The organism is Pleomorphomonas diazotrophica, from assembly GCF_002844595.1.
Classification (GTDB): Bacteria; Pseudomonadota; Alphaproteobacteria; order Rhizobiales; family Pleomorphomonadaceae; genus Pleomorphomonas; species Pleomorphomonas diazotrophica.
Map to the genome: position 1 here is coordinate 52,931 of NZ_PJNW01000001.1, position 16,061 is coordinate 68,991.

A 16,061-nucleotide genomic window follows, 5' to 3' on the forward strand; every position below is an offset into this window, starting at 1 on the left:
TTTCTAGATCAAAAATCCTAAGGGCAGAGCCAATATGCCGATTGGCAAATGGTATTTTTTTGGTACTTTCGAGGGAGGAGGGCGTTCATCGTGGATTACCTGATCGGCGTCGACGGGGGCGGGACCGGTTGCCGGGCGGCTGTGGCCGGCCGGGACGGGCGAACCATTGCCACCGGCGCGGGCGGAGCGGCGAACGTGTTGAGCGATCGCGCCGGCGCGCTTGCCAACATCCTCGTTGCCATTGATGCGGCCCTTGCCGCCGCCGGGCTCGACAAGGCCGTTCTCCAGCGCTCGTCGGTGCTGCTCGGCCTTGCCGGCAGCAACGTTGGCGATACCGCCGCCTTCATCGCCGCCTCACTGCCGGCCGCAAGAGTCGAGGTTGTCTCCGACGGTCTCATCGCGCTTGAGGGCGCCATTGGCAACGGCGACGGCGCGGTGGCCATTCTCGGCACCGGGTCGATCTTCTTTGCCCGGCAGGCCGGCATGGTTCGCTCCTATGGCGGCTGGGGCTTCGTCATCGGCGACTTCGGTTCCGGCGCCAGCCTCGGCCGGTCGGCGCTCGCCGCGACGCTACTCGCCCATGATCGCATCATCGCCGCCTCGCCGCTCACCGATCGACTGATCGCCGATTTCGGCGGCGCCCCCGGCCCGATGGTCGAGTTCGCGCGGACGGCGGCGCCCGGTGATTTCGGGCGCTTTGCGCCCGCCGTCTTCGCGGCCGCGGAAAGCGGCGATCCCGTCGGCCTGGACATCGTCGGAAGGGCGGCCGCCTCGGTCGATCTGGCCCTTGATCGCATCGTTGCCGATGGCGCCGACCGCGTCGCGCTGCTCGGCGGCCTCGCGCCGCTCTACCCCGCCTATCTTGCCGATCGGCATCGGCCGCGTCTTGTGGCGCCGTTGAGCAATGCCCTGGCCGGCGCGGTGGCGCTTGCCGTGCGGCATTTCCTCGATAGCGAGAGAGGGGCGGCATGAGCGGCGATATCTCCAGCATCCTGGCCCCGGAGCAGTTGCAGGCCGCCGGCACCGGGCCGCTCTATCTCAAGCTCAGGCAGGCCATCGAGGCGGCGATCAATGGCGGCCGGCTGAAACACGGCGACGCCTTGCCGCCCGAGCGGGAGATCGCTGATTCTGCCGGCATCAGCCGCGTCACGGTTCGCAAGGCGGTGGACGATCTCGTCGAGGCCGGCCTGCTGGTGCGTCGCCACGGCTCCGGCACCTTCGTCGTGAAGCCGGTGCAGCGCGTCGAGCAGTCGCTGTCGCTGTTGACCTCCTTTACCGAGGACATGGCGCGGCGCGGTCTCAAGGCCAGCTCCCGCTGGCTCGACCGGGGGCTTCATCTGCCGTCTCCGGAGGAGGCGATGATGCTGGGGCTGGCGGGCGGTGGTCTGGTTGCCCGGCTCGAACGTCTGCGCATCGCCAACGACCTGCCCCTCGCCCTCGAACGGGCCTCGCTGTCGGCCGAGGTGATGCCCGACCCCAACGCCGTCGCCGGTTCGCTCTACGAGGCGCTGGCCTTGAGCGGCCATCGGCCGGTACGAGCCGTGCAGCGCATCTCCGCCTGCAACATACGCGGTCAGGATGCGGCGCTGCTCGGCGTCCAGGCCGGCGACGCCGGTCTGTCCATCGAGCGCATTTCCTATCTCGCATCCGGCCGGGTGGTGGAATTCACCCGGTCGCTCTATCGGGCCGACGCCTATGACTTCGTCGCCGAACTGACCCTTCCCCAGTCCTGACCCGTCATCCCCAAGGAGACGTTTCGATGTCCGCCCTTCTCATCCGCGGTGCCCGCCTGTTCGATGGCGATGTCTGGCACGATGAAGCCGAGATTGCCGTGCGGGACGGCCGCTTCGTTGCCGCCGCCGACCTGCCGGCCGGCGCCGAGGTGGTTGACGCCGGCGACCTTCTTCTCGTGCCCGGTTTCATCGATCTTCAGGTCAACGGCGGCGGCGGCATCAACTTCAACGACGGTCCGAGCGTTTCCGCCATCGAGCGCATCTGTGTCGCCCATGCCCGCTTCGGCACGACGGCCCTCTTGCCCACCTTGATCACCGATCGCCGCGAGGCCCGCACCGAGGCGATCGCCGCCGGCAAGGCGGCTCGCGCGTCCGGCGTGCCGGGCTTCCTCGGGCTGCACCTCGAGGGGCCTCACCTCTCCGCCGCCAAGCGGGGTGTCCATGCCGTCGCCTACGTGCGGCCGATGGAGGAGGCCGACATCCGGGAACTGGTCGAAGCAGTCGCCGAAGCCGGCCCGACCTTGTTGACCGTTGCCCCCGAATCGACGCCGATCGAGGCGGTTCGGCGTCTTGCCTCGGCCGGTGGCATTGTCAGCCTCGGCCATACGGACTGCGACTACGATACGGCGCAAGCCTATATCGCTGCCGGTGCCTCCACCGCGACGCATCTCTTCAACGCCATGAGCCCGCTCGGCCACCGGACGCCCGGCATGGTCGGCGCGGTGCTGGACAGCGGCATCTCCGCCGGCCTCATCGCCGACGGAATCCACGTGCATCCGGCGGCGGCGCGGGTGGCGCTCAGGGCCAAGCGCGGACCCGGCCGGATTTTCCTGGTCACCGACGCCATGCTGACCATCGGCACCGATCTGCCGGATTTCGAGCTCAACGGCCGCACCATTTTCCGGCGCGACGGCCGGCTCGCCCTTGCCGACGGCACGCTGGCCGGCGCCGATATCGATATGCTCTCTTCGGTGCGCTATGCCGCTGAGCATTTCGAGATCGAGCTGGGGGAGGCGATCCGCATGGCCACGGTCTATCCGGCGGAAACGATGCGCATCGCCAATCGCAAGGGCAGGATCGCCCCTGGATTTGACGCCGACTTCCTGCTGCTGACGCCGGAGCTCGACCTCAAGTCGACCTGGATCGGCGGCGCCAAGGTGTACCAGGCCTGAGCCGTCGTTCCGTCACAGCTTCCTGAGCATCACCTGCTCGATGGCGTGGCTGGCGCTCTTGCGCAGCACCAGATCGGCCCTGAGGCGGGTCGGCTGGATGTTCTCGCGGAGATTGGCGAGGTTGATGCGCGTCCAGAGGCCGACGGCGGTCTCCAGCGCCTCCTGTTCCGAGATTTCCGCATAGCGGCGGAAATAGGACTGGGGATCGCGGAAGGCGGTTTCCCGGAGGCGCATGAAGCGCTCGACATACCAGCGCTGCAGGTCGGCCTCGTCGGCGTCGATGAAGATCGAGAAGTCGAAGAAGTCGGACACGAAGGGGATGCCGCGCCCGTCGCGCGGCAGCTTGCCGGTTTGCAGGACGTTGAGCCCCTCGAGGATCAGGATGTCCGGCTGGTCGACGACGATGCGCTCGTCAGGCACGATGTCATAGACGAGGTGCGAATAGACCGGCGCCCAGACATTGGGCTTGCCGGCCTTGATGTCGGTCAGGAAGGAGAGCAGGGCGGCCCGGTCGTAGCTCTCGGGGAACCCCTTCTTCTCCATCAGCCCTTCCTCGCGCAGCACTGCGTTCGGAAACAGGAAGCCATCGGTGGTGACGAGATCGACCTTGGGCGACGACGGCCAGCGCGACAGCATGGCCCTCAGAATGCGCGCCGTCGTCGATTTGCCGACCGCCACCGAGCCGGCGATGCCGATGATGAACGGCCGCTTGGCGTCGGTCCGGCCAAAGAAGCGCCGCGTCGAGTTATGCAGCGACTGCGCCGACTCGACGTAGAAGGACAGCAGCCGGGCAAGCGGCAGGAAAATGTCCGACACCTCGTCGAGCTGCACCGGGTCGTTGAGGGCGCGCAGGCGGATGACGTCGTCGAGCGACAGCGTCAAGGGCATGCCGGCCCTGAGCTCGGCCCAGTCGGCACGGGTGTAGACTTCGTAAGGCGACAGCGCTTTCCGCACGAACTGTTCCATTCGTCACCGTCTCAGGATCGCCGCGTGGCGAACCGCTGGTTCCAGAAGCATGGCGGGACTTGGCCGCCGGCCGCGGCCGGCGCACCATGGTCTTGTGGTCAGTCGGCTGGGCGGCTGGCCTTTTCCTGCAGACCCGACTGCGCCGTCCGGCGCTTGAGTTCGGCCAGCACCTCATCGAGCGGCACGCCCTTGAGCGCCAGCACCACGACGAGGTGATAGAGGAGGTCGGCGCTCTCGTAGATCAGCGCATCGGCGTCGCCGGTCAACGCGGCGATGACCGTCTCCACCGCCTCCTCGCCAAGCTTCTGCGCCGCCTTGGCGACGCCCTTCTCGGCAAGCTTGCGGGTATAGGAGGTGGCATCGCCATTCACGAGGCGATCGGCGACGATCGCTTCGAGATCTGAAAGCGAGAAGGTGGTGTCAGCCATGCCAATCATCCCTGGAGGCGGACGGGGACGCCGGCCGCAGCGAGATGCGCCTTGGCCTCGCCGATGGTGAACGTACCGAAATGAAAGATCGACGCCGCGAGCACGGCGCCGGCGTGGCCGTCGCGGATACCCTCGACGAGATGGTCGAGCGTGCCGACGCCGCCCGAGGCGATCACCGGCACCGATACCGCGTCGGCAATGGTACGGGTCAGTTCGAGATCGAAGCCGATCTTGGTGCCGTCGCGGTCCATCGAGGTCAGCAGGAGTTCGCCGGCGCCGAGTGACACCACTTCCTGGGCGTATTCGACGGCGTCGATGCCGGTTGCCTGCCGACCGCCGTGGGTGAACACCTCCCAGCGCGGCTTGCCGTCATCGGAGGAGACGCGCTTGGCGTCGATGGCGACGACGATGCACTGGTCGCCGAACTTTTCCGAGGCGCGGCGCACCAGATCGCGGTCGCGGACGGCCGCCGACATGATCGACGCCTTGTCGGCTCCGGCCAGCAGCAGCTCGCGGATGTCCTCCACCGAGCGGACGCCGCCGCCCACCGTGACGGGCATGAAGCAGCGTTCGGCGGTGCGACGCACCACGTCGAGAATGGTGCCCCGATTCTCGTGGCTGGCGGTGATGTCCAGGAAGCAGAGTTCGTCGGCGCCGGCCGCGTCATAGGCAGCGGCGGCCTCGACCGGATCGCCGGCGTCGACGAGGTCGACGAAGTTGACCCCCTTGACCACCCGACCGTCCTTGACGTCGAGACAGGGGATGACGCGCGCTTTCAGCATTGGGGGTCACCGCGATTGAATTGCGCCCATTTCTTATACGGCTCCATGACCGGATGCCAGTCCCATGGCGCCGAACAGGCCTGCGATGGGCGGGAAGCAAATCACGCTAGGTGCGCGCCCGCGGCTGCTGTGAACTGAAGTATTTCATCCAGATGAACTCGTTTATGAGTCTGATATATACGTCTAAATGCGTACACTGGAAAGTAGATACTCCGAAAACAAGTATTCCAGGTGGCATAAACGCTCCGTAAATAAATGGTGACCTAAATGAGAATGACAGGCAGGTTGCCTCGGCCGCGCGTGATATTTTCCGGCTGGCATTCAACATATGCGATTTGCATATTACAGGGCCAGTTTCTGGATGGTTCCTCGGCGCTGCTGTCGGTGGACAAGGTAGGAGCTGAGATCCATGTGGCCCTTTTCAAGTCACGAAGCCGCGGTGCTTGCGGCTCTTGACCGTTCCCTGGCTGTCATCGAGTTCGATCCAACCGGGCAGATCCTCAGCGCCAATGCCAACTTCCTGAAGGTCATGGGCTATGACCTTGCCGATATCGTCGGCAAGCATCACTCGATCTTCGTGGATCCCACGGAAGTGAAGAGCCCGGCCTACACCGCCTTCTGGGGCAACTTGCGCGCCGGCCAGTTCACGTCGGCCGAAGTTCGGCGCATTGCCAAGGGAGGGCGGCCGGTCTGGATCCAGGGCACCTACAATCCGCTGATGGATCGCGCCGGCAAGGTCTACCGCGTCGTCAAGTTTGCCACCGACGTCACCGAGCGCAAGCTCCAGGATGCCCGGATCCAGGGCGAGATCGACGCCATCAACCGTGCGCAGGCCGTCATTTCTTTCCAGCCGGATGGCACCGTCGTCGAGGCCAACGAGAACTTCCAGAAGGCGCTCGGCTATCGGCTGGACGAGATCGTCGGCAAGCATCACTCGATGTTCGTCACGCCTGAGGAGCGCGCCAGTCCGGCCTATAGACAGTTTTGGGATGACCTTCGGGCCGGAAAGTTCAGGTCCGACGAGTTCCACCGCGTCGGCAAGGGCGGGCGCGACGTCTTCCTCCAGGCGACCTACAACCCGATCTTCGACGTTGATGGCCAGCTGGTTCGGGTTACCAAGTTCGCGACGGACATCAGCGCCGTCATGGAGCGCCGGCGCAAGCGCCAGGCTGCCCAGACCGAAATCAATCGCGAACTTGACGAGGTCGCCGGCATGATCGCCCGGTCGAATGCCGAGGCGGCCGGCGCCAACTCCACGGCGGGCGTCACCGCCTCCAACGTGCAGGCGGTAGCGGCTGGGGCGGAGGAGCTCGCGTCCTCGGTCGCTGAAATCAGCCGGCAGGTGAGCATCGCCCTGTCGGTCTCCCAGGAGGCCGTAACGCAGGCCGACACCGCCACCAAGGTGGTCTCCGGCCTGGCGACAGCGGCCCAGAAGATCGACCAGGTGGTGGAGCTCATCAACACCATCGCCGGACAGACCAATCTTCTCGCCCTCAACGCCACCATCGAGGCGGCGCGCGCCGGCGAGATGGGCAAGGGCTTTGCGGTCGTCGCCTCGGAGGTGAAGCAGCTCGCCGCCCAGACCTCGCGCGCCACCGATGAGATCGCCAGCGAAATCGCGGCGGTGCAGACCATCTCTTCCAAGGCCGTGCAGTCCATCGACGGCATCACCACAATCATCAATCGCATCAACGAGATATCGTCGTCGATCGCCACGGCCGTCGAACAGCAGACCTCCGTGACGCAGAACATGTCCGGCAGCATGCATACGGCGGCGAGCGGCGTCGAAGAGATTGCCAAGGCGCTGGCCGATATCAGCCGCTCGACGCAATCGATCGACGAAGCGGCCAACAAGCTGCAGAAGGCGGCGGCGACACTCGCCTGACAGGTCTTGCTACAATCATCCAAACCGCTTCCCGCCATCCGGCGAGGGGCGGCTTGCCTTGTCAGCGCCAGCTTCCCTCGGCCCACATGCGGGCAAAGGCTGCGCGATAGTTCGGGTAGGCGTAGGCAAGCCCGAGGACGGACTTGCTGCGGCCGTTGGCCACCCGTTTGTTCTCGCCATAGAAGCTGCGGGCCATCGGCGACAGCTCCGCCGTCTCGAAATCCTGCTCAGGCGGCGGGGGCACGCCCATCAGCTCGGCAGCATAGGCGACGACATCCTGCGGCGGTGCCGGCTCGTCGTCCGTGATGTTGAAAAGGCCGCTGGCGCCCGTCGCGAAGGCCCGCTCCACGGCGGCGGCGATGTCTTCCACATGAATGCGATTGAACACCTGCCCGGGTTTGATCAGGCGCCGCGCACTGCCGTCGGCGAGGTTGACGAGGGCGTTGCGGCCAGGACCGTAGATGCCGGAGAGGCGCAGCACCGACACCGCCACGCCGGTGCGTTCGCCAAAGGCCAGCCATTCGTTTTCTGCCTTCACCCGGGCAACGGAGCGGGCACTTTTGGGCCGGCAGTCCGACGTCTCGTCCACCCAGGCGCCGCCGTGGTCGCCATAGACGCCCACCGTCGAGAGATAGGCGACGGAGACGAGCGAGTTCTCGCCGGCAAGCGCTTCGCCGAGCACGGGAAGCACGCGGTCGCCGCCGTCCTGTCCCTCGGCAGGTGCGATCGAGACGAGAACATGGGTGACGCCGGCGAGCGCCGGCCGCAAGGCCTCGGCCGCCTCCCGCGATCCGTCGAAATGGCGCATGTCGGCGAGCTGAGCCAGGGCGGCCGCCTTTGCCGCCGAGCGTGTCGTGCCGATTGCCTCCTTGGGGGCGAGGCGGCGCAACGCCGCCGTGGCGCTGTAGCCAAGGCCGAGTGCCATGAGCTTCATCGGACGATCTCCTTGGGGGTCGGGACGGTGTCAGAACCGTGATGCGTGCTTTGCCAGAGGCAAGTTGCATAGAGGCATTTCTGTCCTACATAAAGACGTCATTCAGGGACGGCCTCCGCGCCACGGGCGGACGGCCGTTGCCGCAAGGAGCATCTCATGATGGAACACACGAACCCGTCCACCTGGTACGGCACCACCATCGTATCGGTCCGCAAGGACGGCAAGGTGGTGATCGCCGGGGACGGGCAGGTCACGCTTGGCGCCACGGTGATCAAGCACACGGCGCGCAAGGTGCGTCCGCTCGGGCGCGGCGACGTGATCGCCGGCTTCGCCGGCGCCACTGCCGATGCCTTCACGCTGTTCGAGCGGCTGGAAGCCAAGCTCGAACAGTACCCCGGCCAGTTGATGCGCGCCTGCGTCGAACTCGCCAAGGACTGGCGCACCGACCGCTATCTCCGCCGTCTCGAGGCGATGATGATCGTCGCCGACGCCAATGTGACGCTGGTGCTGACCGGCACCGGCGACGTGCTCGAGCCCGAAGGCGGCATCGCCGGCATCGGCTCCGGCGGCACCTATGCGCTGGCCGCCGCCCGTGCGCTCGCCGACAGCGACAGCGACGCCGAGACCATCGCCCGCAAGGCCATGAAGATCGCCGCCGACATCTGCGTCTACACCAACGAGAACGTCGTCGTCGAAAGCCTGCCGAAGGCCTGAGTTCCATCCACCCGGATTGCTGGCCCCCAGGCCACTCCGGGTCGCTCCACCCGAGGATAAAGTCATGCCCGATTTCTCGCCCCGCGAAATCGTCTCCGAACTCGACCGTCATATCGTCGGCCAGAAGGACGCCAAGCGGGCCGTCGCCATCGCGCTTCGCAACCGCTGGCGCCGCCTTCAGCTGGATCCCTCGTTGCGCGAGGAGGTCCTGCCCAAGAACATCCTGATGATCGGCCCCACCGGCGTCGGCAAGACGGAGATCTCCCGTCGCCTCGCCCGGCTCGCCAACGCGCCCTTCGTCAAGGTCGAGGCCACCAAGTTCACCGAGATCGGCTATGTCGGCCGCGACGTCGAGCAGATCGTCCGCGATCTTCTCGAAGTCGGCATCTCGCTCGTCCGCACGCAGCGGCGCAAGGATGTCGAGGCCAAGGCCCATCTCGCCGCCGAAGAGCGGGTGCTCGATGCACTGGTCGGAACATCCGCCAGCCCGTCGACGCGCGACGCCTTCCGCCGCAAGCTCCGGGCCGGCGAACTCGATGACAAGGAAATCGAGGTGGAGCTGACGGCCACCGGCGGTCCTGGTGGCATGGAGATCCCCGGCATGCCGGGCGGACAGGTCATCAATCTCTCGGAGATGATGCAGAAGATGATGGGCGGCGTGAAGAAGACGCGCCGCGTCTCCGTCAAGGACAGCCACGACCTGCTCACCGCCGAGGAAGCCGACAAGCTGATCGATCAGGACAAGATCGTCGCCGAGGCGATCGAGGCGGTTGAGAACAACGGCATCGTCTTCCTCGACGAGATCGACAAGATCTGCGCCAAGGACGGCCGTGACGGTTCGGTATCCCGCGAGGGCGTGCAGCGCGATCTTCTGCCGCTGATCGAAGGTACCACGGTGTCGACCAAGCATGGGTCGGTGAAGACCGACCATATCCTGTTCATCGCCTCCGGCGCCTTCCACGTCGCCAAGCCCTCGGACCTGTTGCCCGAGCTTCAGGGCCGGTTGCCGATCCGCGTCGAGCTGAAGCCGCTCGACAAGGACGATTTCCGTCGCATCCTGACCGAGCCGCAGGCCAGCCTCATCAAGCAATATGTGGCGCTGATGCAGACGGAGGGGGTGACGCTCAACTTCACCGATGATGCGATCGACGCCATCGCCGAGATCGCCGTCCACGTCAACGCCACCGTCGAGAACATCGGCGCCCGGCGCCTGCAGACGGTGCTGGAGCGCATTCTCGACGATATCTCCTTCTCGGCCCCCGACCGGTCGGGCGAGGCGATCACCGTCGACGGCGCGGCGGTCCGGGCGGCGCTCGGCGATCTCGCTCACAACACCGACCTCAGCCGGTTCATCCTCTGAGGCTCGCATCCGGGAGAGAGCCGAGCGCTCTTTCCCGGCGGAGCCGGCCGGCGAAACACCCGGACAACGGGCATCCCCTCGGTGCGCCGGTGCGACGAAAGGTTATGAAACGCAAGTTTCTTGTTGTTCTGAAGGGTTTTGCGTATATCGTTTCAACGAGATCGGTCGCATCAGTTGAACTGATCGGTCGGCCGCTCGCCGGGGGGCATGGGTGGCTGACTTTCCGGGCGACGCTTGCCGGTTGCTGACCGGTGGGCGTCGCGCGGATTTCGGTTGCGATCTCGGGAAGAGAGACGCCGTTGTCCCTCGTCAGTACTGCCGGATACCCGGTGCATCGGACGGACAGATGGGTGAAAGTTCAATTCCGCACACCAAGACCGTAAAACTTGCCGATGTGGCGCGAGCCGCCGGGGTCAGCCAGGGAACGGTGTCCAACGTCTTCAATCGGCCGGGCCTTGTCTCGGAACAATTGCGCGAGCGAGTCGAGGAAGCGGCTCGCTCGCTTGGTTATCGGGGGCCTGATCCGCGCGGCCGCCTTCTCCGGGCCGGTCGGGTCAATGCCATCGGCGTCGTGACCGTCGGACCGCTCAACTGCTTCTTCGACGATCAGTATACCCGCCTGTTCCTGTCCGGCGTCGCCAAGGCCTGCGAGGCGCGCGGCGCCGGCATCTCGCTGGTGTCGGCGGTGGACGACGAGATCGCCGCCTGGAACATCCGCACGGCGCTGGTCGACGGCTTCATTCTCAACTGCCTCAACGAGGGCAACACGCTGGTCGAGCTGGCCAAGAAGCGCGGCCTGCCGTTCGTGGCGGTGGACTTCCCCGTGGGACCCGGCTTCGATGTGGTCAGGATCGACGACTACCGCGGCGCCCGCGAGGCGGCGCAGCATCTCGTCGATCTCGGTCACCGTCACTTCGCTGTCTTCACCTTCGAGACCGAGAAGGAAGTGCGTGTCGGCTTCGTCGACGACGACAGGGCGGAGCGCGCCTCGTTCGAGGTGGTGCGCCGACGCCTTTCCGGCTATCGCGACGTGTTCAGGGCCGCCGGTCTGCCGCCGCAGCCGGTGTTCGAGACCGGCTCCGAATATGACGGCGTATGCGCCGGTGTCGACGCCGTGCTCGCCGCCAATCCGGACACCACGGCCTTTGTCTGCGCCTCCGACCGCGTGGCGCTTCATGTCATCGCCTACCTGCGCTCGCTGGGCCGCAAGGTTCCCGACGACTTCTCGGTGGTGGGCTTCGACTGCATCGAGGAGGCGGCAAGCTCCAACCCGCCGCTCACCACCATTTACCAGCCGGCCATCGGCAAGGGCGAGGCGGCGGTGGAACTCATCCTTGGCGACAAGCCCGACGGCGTCGGCGGCCGGGTGGTCGAGCTGCCCATCGAACTGGTGCGTGGGGCGACCGCGGCGGTGCCGCGCAAGCGCTAAACTGCCCGACGCCTTCCATCGCGCCGCCGGCCTCAAACCGGCGGCGGTGTTCTGTTTGATCAGGACGCCAATCCGAATAGGCTGAGATCGGCCGGTCCCAGGCGATCTCTCGCAGTCTGGAGCTGGTGCCAATAGGGGTAGAGGAGCGGCAGCGCGCTGACCTCGTCGAGCCGCTTGCGATCGTCAGCCGAAAGCCGGAGGTCGGCCGCCCCGAGGTTGTCCGTGAACTGCGCCTCGGTGCGGCCGCCGATCACCACTGACGTCACTCCCGGCCGGCCGAGCAGCCAGGCGAGCGCCACCTGGGCCGCGCTGACGCCGCGCGCATCGGCGATCTCCACCAGCGCATCGACGATGGCCCAGAGGCGATTCTCGTCGCGAATCGGCGGCTCGGTCCAGCCGGCGAGCTGGCGCGTGCCCTCCGGCGCGGCGTTGCGGCGGTGCTTGCCGGACAGGAGGCCGCCGGCAAGTGGGCTCCAGACCAGGATGCCGAGCCCCTGATCGAGCGACAGCGGCACCAGCTCATATTCGGCTTCGCGGGCTTCCAGCGTGTAGTGGATCTGCTGCGACACGAAACGCTGGCGGTGCTCGGTCGCGGCGACGCCGAGGGCCTTCATGACATGCCAGGCGGAGAAGTTGGAGCAGCCGACGTAGCGGACCTTGCCGGCGCGCACCAGGCTGTCGAGCGCCTCCATGAACTCCTCGACCGGCGTCAGCCCGTCCCACTGATGCACCTGGTAGAGATCGATGGTCTCGGTCTTGAGACGGCGGAGGCTGGCCTCGCAGCCAGCTATGATGTGGTGACGGCTGAGGCCGCGGTCGTTGGGTCCGGCGCCCATCGGGAAACGGACCTTGGTGGCAATGAGGACGCCCTTGCCCTTCCGCTCCTGCATCAGGTCGCCGACGATTTCCTCGGAGAGGCCATCCGAATAGACGTCGGCCGTGTCGATCAGGTTGACGCCGGCATCGATGCAGAGATCGACGAGCCGCGCCGCGTCCGTAAGGCCGACGGCACCGACCTTGGCGAAGGCGCCCTTGCCGCCGAAGGTCATGGTCCCCATGGTGAGGGTGGAGACCTTGAGTCCCGAGCGGCCGAGCAGGCGGTATTCCATTGGCTTTCTCCCTTGCTTTTGGGGCGAGTCTATCACGCCTCCGCGCCATCGAGACGACCGTCATGACTGCTTTTGGCGGGCAGCCGCTTTTTTCGCTTGGCGCTTCGTCCGGCTGGTGTAAAAGCCCACTTGGACTGGAGGGAAGACCATGCCGCTCAAGAGCATGACCGGATTTGCCCGCTTCGACGGTTCGGCGGCCGGCAACCGTTTTGCCTGGGAGCTGCGCGCCGTCAACGGGCGCGGGCTTGACCTGCGTCTGCGTCTGCCGCCCGGCTTCGACGCTGTGGAAGCGCTGGTGCGCCGCAAGGCATCGGAAGCGCTGGCGCGCGGCAACGTGTCGGTCAACCTGACCGTCGCGCGCGAGGTCTCCACCCAGACCTTCCGCATCGATGAGACCCTGCTGGCCGCGCTGATCGACACGGCGCGCCGGCTTTCCGGCACGCCGGGCATTCGCGACGCCTCGCTCGACGGCCTGCTCGCCGTGCGCGGCGTCGTCGAGGTGGTCGAAGCGGCGCCCGACGAGGAGAGCGCCAAGGCCTTCGAGGTCGAGCTGACCGCCGCTTTCGACAAGGCGCTCGCCGACTTCCAGGCCTCGCGCGCCGCCGAAGGAGTGGCGCTCGCCCGTATCCTCGGGGAGCAGGTGGACGAGATCGCCCGCCTCGTGGCCGAGGCGGAGGCGTTGCCGGCCCGCACGCCGGAGGCGATACGCGAGCGCCTTGAAGAGCAGCTTGCCGTGCTGCTGGCGCGGGAAGACCTCGATCCGCAGCGGCTTCACGTCGAGGCCGCGCTCATGGCCACCCGTGCCGACGTGCGCGAGGAGATCGATCGCCTCAAGGCGCATATCGCCCAGGCTCGCGAACTCTTGGCGAGCCACGCCGCCGTTGGCCGCCGGCTGGATTTCCTGGCCCAGGAGTTCAACCGGGAATCCAACACCCTCTGCTCAAAATCCAACGATACGGCCCTGACCCGGATCGGCCTTGCCCTCAAGGCGGTGGTCGACCAGTTCAAGGAGCAGGTTCAGAACGTCGAGTGAATCCCATGCCCGACCAAAGGCACGTCCGCTTTCCCCGCCGTGGGTTGATGTTCGTCATTTCCTCGCCTTCGGGTGCCGGCAAGGGGACATTGTCGCGCAACATCCTCGATACCGACCGCGACATGACGCTGTCGATCTCGGTCACGACGCGCGACCGCCGTCCCAGCGAGATCAACGGCGTGCATTATCACTTCATCACCCAGCAGCGCTTCATGTCGATGCGTGACGGCGGCGAGCTCCTGGAATGGGCCGAGGTGCACGGCAACTATTACGGCACGCCGCAGGCGCCCGTGGAGGAGGCCCTGGCTTCTGGCCGTGACGTGCTGTTCGATATCGACTGGCAGGGCGCCGCCCAGTTGCGCGAGAAGATGTCGTCCGACGTCGTTTCCGTCTTCATCCTGCCGCCGTCCATGGCCGAGCTGCGCTCGCGCCTCACCCGGCGGGCCGAGGACGCCCCCGAGGTGATCGAGAAGCGGCTGGTCAACGCCCGCCGCGAGATCGCCGAGTGGTCCAATTTCGACTACGTGGTGGTCAACGACGATCTCGACGCCGCCTTCGCCGATCTCACCGCCATCCTGCGGGCCGAGCGCAGCCGCCGGTCGCGCGCGGCGGAGGGCATCGCGGGCTTCGTCGGAACGCTGCTGGCGTAAACGGTCAGCGCATCGCCTTCCAGGCGTTGGCAATATCGACGAATCCCTTGACCGGGATCGTCTCGGCGCGCGCCGTCGGGTCGATCTCGGCGGCGGCACACAGGGCGATCGGATCGACGCCGAGCGCCTTCAGGCTTTGCCGCAGCATCTTGCGGCGCTGGCCGAAGGCCGCCGCCGTGACCGCCTCGAGGTCCGCCTGATCGCAGGAAAGGGGCTGCGGCCGCGGCGCGAAATGCACCACCGTCGACGTCACCTTGGGCGGCGGAACGAAGGCCTTGGGAGAGATGTCGAACATCTGCGTGGCGTAGGCACGCCAGCCGCAGAGCACGCCGAGGCGGCCGTAGGCGTCGTCGCCGGCGGCCGCCGTGATGCGATCGGCCACTTCCTTTTGGAACATCAAGACCATGGCCGTCCAGCGCGGTGGCCAGCTCGCAGGCGAAAGCCAGCCTGTGAGCAGCGGCGTCGCGATGTTGTAGGGCAGGTTGGCCATGATCACCGGTGGCTCGTCGCCGAGGGCGGCGCTATCCACCTCGAGCGCGTCGCCCTCGATGATGTTGAGCCGGCCGGGATAGTGGGCAGCGATCTCCTCCAGCGCGGCGATCGCCCGCCGGTCGCGCTCGATGACATGCACCTGCGCCGCGCCCGCCGCGAGGATGGCACGCGTCAAACCTCCCGGGCCGGGCCCGATCTCGACCACGGTTCGCCCGGTGAGGTTGCCGGCGGCGCGAGCGATGCGGGCGGTCAGGTTGAGGTCGAGCAGAAAATTCTGGCCGAGGCTTTTCAGCGCCGACAGCCCGTGTCGTTCGATCACCTCACGCAGCGGCGGCAGGTCGTCGATCTGGCTCATGCCGCCCCCCGGACCGCTGCCATGCGTCCAGCCATGCGGAGGGCGGCGGTCAGGCTGGACGGGTCGGCCTTGCCCTCAGACGCAATGTCGAGCGCCGTGCCGTGGTCGGGCGAGGTGCGGACGAAGGGCAGCCCGAGCGTCACGTTGACCGTCTCGTCGAAGGCAATGGTCTTCACCGGGATCAGCGCCTGATCGTGATACATGGCCAGCACGACGTCATAGGTCTTGCGGGCGGCGGCGTGAAACAGCGTGTCGGAGGGCAGCGGTCCTCGCGCATCGATCCCCTCGGCGCGAAGCCGCGCGACGGCCGGTGCGACGATGTCCATGTCCTCTCGCCCCATCGCTCCCCCTTCACCGGCATGCGGATTGATGCCGGCGACGGCAAGGCGCGGCCGGGCAAGGCCGAACTTCGCCTTCATCTCCCGGTCGACGATGCGTCCGGTCTCGACGATCATCTCGCCGGTGAGCATCTCCGGCACGTCTTTCAAGGCTATGTGCACGGTGACCGGCACCGTGGCAAGTTCGGGGCCGGCCAGCATCATCACCGGTTCGTGGGGCGCGTGGGGCCAGAGCTGACGGGCTAGTTCGCCGAGGAACTCCGTGTGGCCGGGAAACTTGAAGCCGGCGGCATAGAGGTTGGATTTCTGGATCGGCGCGGTGACGATGCCGCTCGCGCGCCCGTCGCGAACGTGCCGGACCGCCGTCTCGATGGCGGCGATGGTCGCCGCCGCCGTTGCCCCGGACAACTCCCCCGGCCGGTCCTCAATCGGCTGGCCGAGATCGAACACCGGCAGGGCCTCGGCGAAGGCGCCAAGCACCACCTCCGGAACCACCGATACGATCGGCACATCAAGGCCAAGCCGGCCAAGCCGGCTTTCAACGAAGGTCGGATCACCCAGGACGTAGAACGGCGGAAGCTCTTTCTCCCGCCTCAGCAGCCACGCCTTGGCGATGATCTCCGCGCCAATGCCGGCCGGCTCGCCGATGGAAAGGGCAAGGGGAAGGCGCGGCATGGCAGC

Annotated in this window: 16 protein-coding genes; 9 read left to right on the forward strand and 7 right to left on the reverse strand. The window is 66.7% G+C overall.

Going from position 1 to position 16,061, the window contains the following annotated elements:
- The first annotated feature begins 87 nt into the window (after nt 1-87).
- Genes CXZ10_RS00310 through nagA form a run of 3 tightly spaced genes read left to right on the forward strand, consistent with a single transcriptional unit; the run spans nt 88 to nt 2,905 of the window.
- Nucleotides 88-972 (forward strand): glucosamine kinase nucleotide-binding domain-containing protein, encoded by an 885-nt coding sequence (locus CXZ10_RS00310; protein ID WP_101287080.1) that lies wholly within the window; start codon nt 88-90, stop codon nt 970-972.
- Entirely contained in the window at nt 969-1,733 is a 765-nt protein-coding gene (locus tag CXZ10_RS00315) for a GntR family transcriptional regulator (protein ID WP_101286961.1), read from the forward strand. The genes CXZ10_RS00310 and CXZ10_RS00315 overlap by 4 nt, the downstream gene beginning before the upstream one ends.
- A 26-nt stretch (nt 1,734-1,759) precedes the next feature.
- Nucleotides 1,760-2,905 (forward strand): N-acetylglucosamine-6-phosphate deacetylase, encoded by a 1,146-nt coding sequence (gene nagA / locus CXZ10_RS00320; protein ID WP_101286962.1) that lies wholly within the window; start codon nt 1,760-1,762, stop codon nt 2,903-2,905.
- 12 nt (nt 2,906-2,917) lie between these two features.
- Here the strand turns inward: nagA and coaA are convergent, their stop codons facing one another.
- The 3 genes from coaA to hisF form a co-directional block, all read right to left on the reverse strand.
- Nucleotides 2,918-3,871 carry a type I pantothenate kinase gene (gene coaA / locus CXZ10_RS00325; RefSeq protein WP_101286963.1) on the reverse strand — a complete coding sequence of 318 codons (954 nt, stop codon included), beginning with the start codon at nt 3,869-3,871 and terminating at the stop codon, nt 2,918-2,920.
- 98 nt (nt 3,872-3,969) lie between these two features.
- Entirely contained in the window at nt 3,970-4,299 is a 330-nt protein-coding gene (locus CXZ10_RS00330) for a phosphoribosyl-ATP diphosphatase (protein ID WP_101286964.1), read from the reverse strand.
- Nucleotides 4,300-4,304: 5 nt separating this feature from the next.
- Nucleotides 4,305-5,081: an imidazole glycerol phosphate synthase subunit HisF gene (gene hisF / locus CXZ10_RS00335; RefSeq protein WP_101286965.1), complete on the reverse strand. Its 777-nt coding sequence runs from the start codon at nt 5,079-5,081 to the stop codon at nt 4,305-4,307.
- Between the two features lie 409 nt (nt 5,082-5,490).
- Here hisF and CXZ10_RS00340 point away from each other — a divergent pair, with 409 nt between their 5' ends.
- Nucleotides 5,491-6,966, forward strand: a complete 1,476-nt coding sequence (locus tag CXZ10_RS00340; protein ID WP_101286966.1) for a methyl-accepting chemotaxis protein — start codon at nt 5,491-5,493, stop codon at nt 6,964-6,966.
- A gap of 61 nt (nt 6,967-7,027) precedes the next feature.
- On the opposite strand, the gene CXZ10_RS00345 is transcribed toward CXZ10_RS00340, so the two are convergent.
- A complete protein-coding gene (locus tag CXZ10_RS00345) occupies nt 7,028-7,900 on the reverse strand; it encodes an SDR family oxidoreductase (RefSeq protein ID WP_101286967.1) in 873 nt (290 codons plus the stop codon).
- Nucleotides 7,901-8,059: 159 nt separating this feature from the next.
- Between CXZ10_RS00345 and hslV the strand changes: the two genes are divergently transcribed.
- The 3 genes from hslV to CXZ10_RS00360 all read left to right on the forward strand — a co-directional run bounded on the left by hslV (nt 8,060) and on the right by CXZ10_RS00360 (nt 11,403).
- Nucleotides 8,060-8,614, forward strand: coding sequence for an ATP-dependent protease subunit HslV (gene hslV, locus CXZ10_RS00350; RefSeq protein ID WP_101287081.1), 555 nt, complete (start codon nt 8,060-8,062; stop codon nt 8,612-8,614).
- A gap of 64 nt (nt 8,615-8,678) precedes the next feature.
- Nucleotides 8,679-9,974, forward strand: coding sequence for an ATP-dependent protease ATPase subunit HslU (gene hslU, locus CXZ10_RS00355; RefSeq protein ID WP_101286968.1), 1,296 nt, complete (start codon nt 8,679-8,681; stop codon nt 9,972-9,974).
- Nucleotides 9,975-10,320: 346 nt separating this feature from the next.
- Entirely contained in the window at nt 10,321-11,403 is a 1,083-nt protein-coding gene (locus CXZ10_RS00360; protein WP_101286969.1) for a LacI family DNA-binding transcriptional regulator, read from the forward strand.
- Between the two features lie 59 nt (nt 11,404-11,462).
- On the opposite strand, the gene CXZ10_RS00365 is transcribed toward CXZ10_RS00360, so the two are convergent.
- Nucleotides 11,463-12,512 carry an aldo/keto reductase gene (locus tag CXZ10_RS00365; RefSeq protein ID WP_101286970.1) on the reverse strand — a complete coding sequence of 350 codons (1,050 nt, stop codon included), beginning with the start codon at nt 12,510-12,512 and terminating at the stop codon, nt 11,463-11,465.
- A 148-nt stretch (nt 12,513-12,660) separates the two neighbouring features.
- Here CXZ10_RS00365 and CXZ10_RS00370 point away from each other — a divergent pair, with 148 nt between their 5' ends.
- On the forward strand, nt 12,661-13,545 hold the full coding sequence (locus CXZ10_RS00370; RefSeq protein WP_101286971.1) for a YicC/YloC family endoribonuclease: 885 nt from the start codon (nt 12,661-12,663) through the stop codon (nt 13,543-13,545).
- Nucleotides 13,546-13,550: 5 nt separating this feature from the next.
- Nucleotides 13,551-14,195, forward strand: coding sequence for a guanylate kinase (gene gmk / locus CXZ10_RS00375; RefSeq protein ID WP_101286972.1), 645 nt, complete (start codon nt 13,551-13,553; stop codon nt 14,193-14,195).
- A 4-nt stretch (nt 14,196-14,199) separates the two neighbouring features.
- Here gmk and rsmA read toward each other — a convergent pair whose 3' ends face one another.
- Complete coding sequence (rsmA, locus tag CXZ10_RS00380) at nt 14,200-15,042, reverse strand: 16S rRNA (adenine(1518)-N(6)/adenine(1519)-N(6))-dimethyltransferase RsmA (protein ID WP_101286973.1); 843 nt, start codon at nt 15,040-15,042, stop codon at nt 14,200-14,202.
- A complete protein-coding gene (pdxA, locus tag CXZ10_RS00385) occupies nt 15,039-16,055 on the reverse strand; it encodes a 4-hydroxythreonine-4-phosphate dehydrogenase PdxA (RefSeq protein WP_101287082.1) in 1,017 nt (338 codons plus the stop codon). The genes rsmA and pdxA overlap by 4 nt, the downstream gene beginning before the upstream one ends.
- Nucleotides 16,056-16,061: the final 6 nt, after the last annotated feature.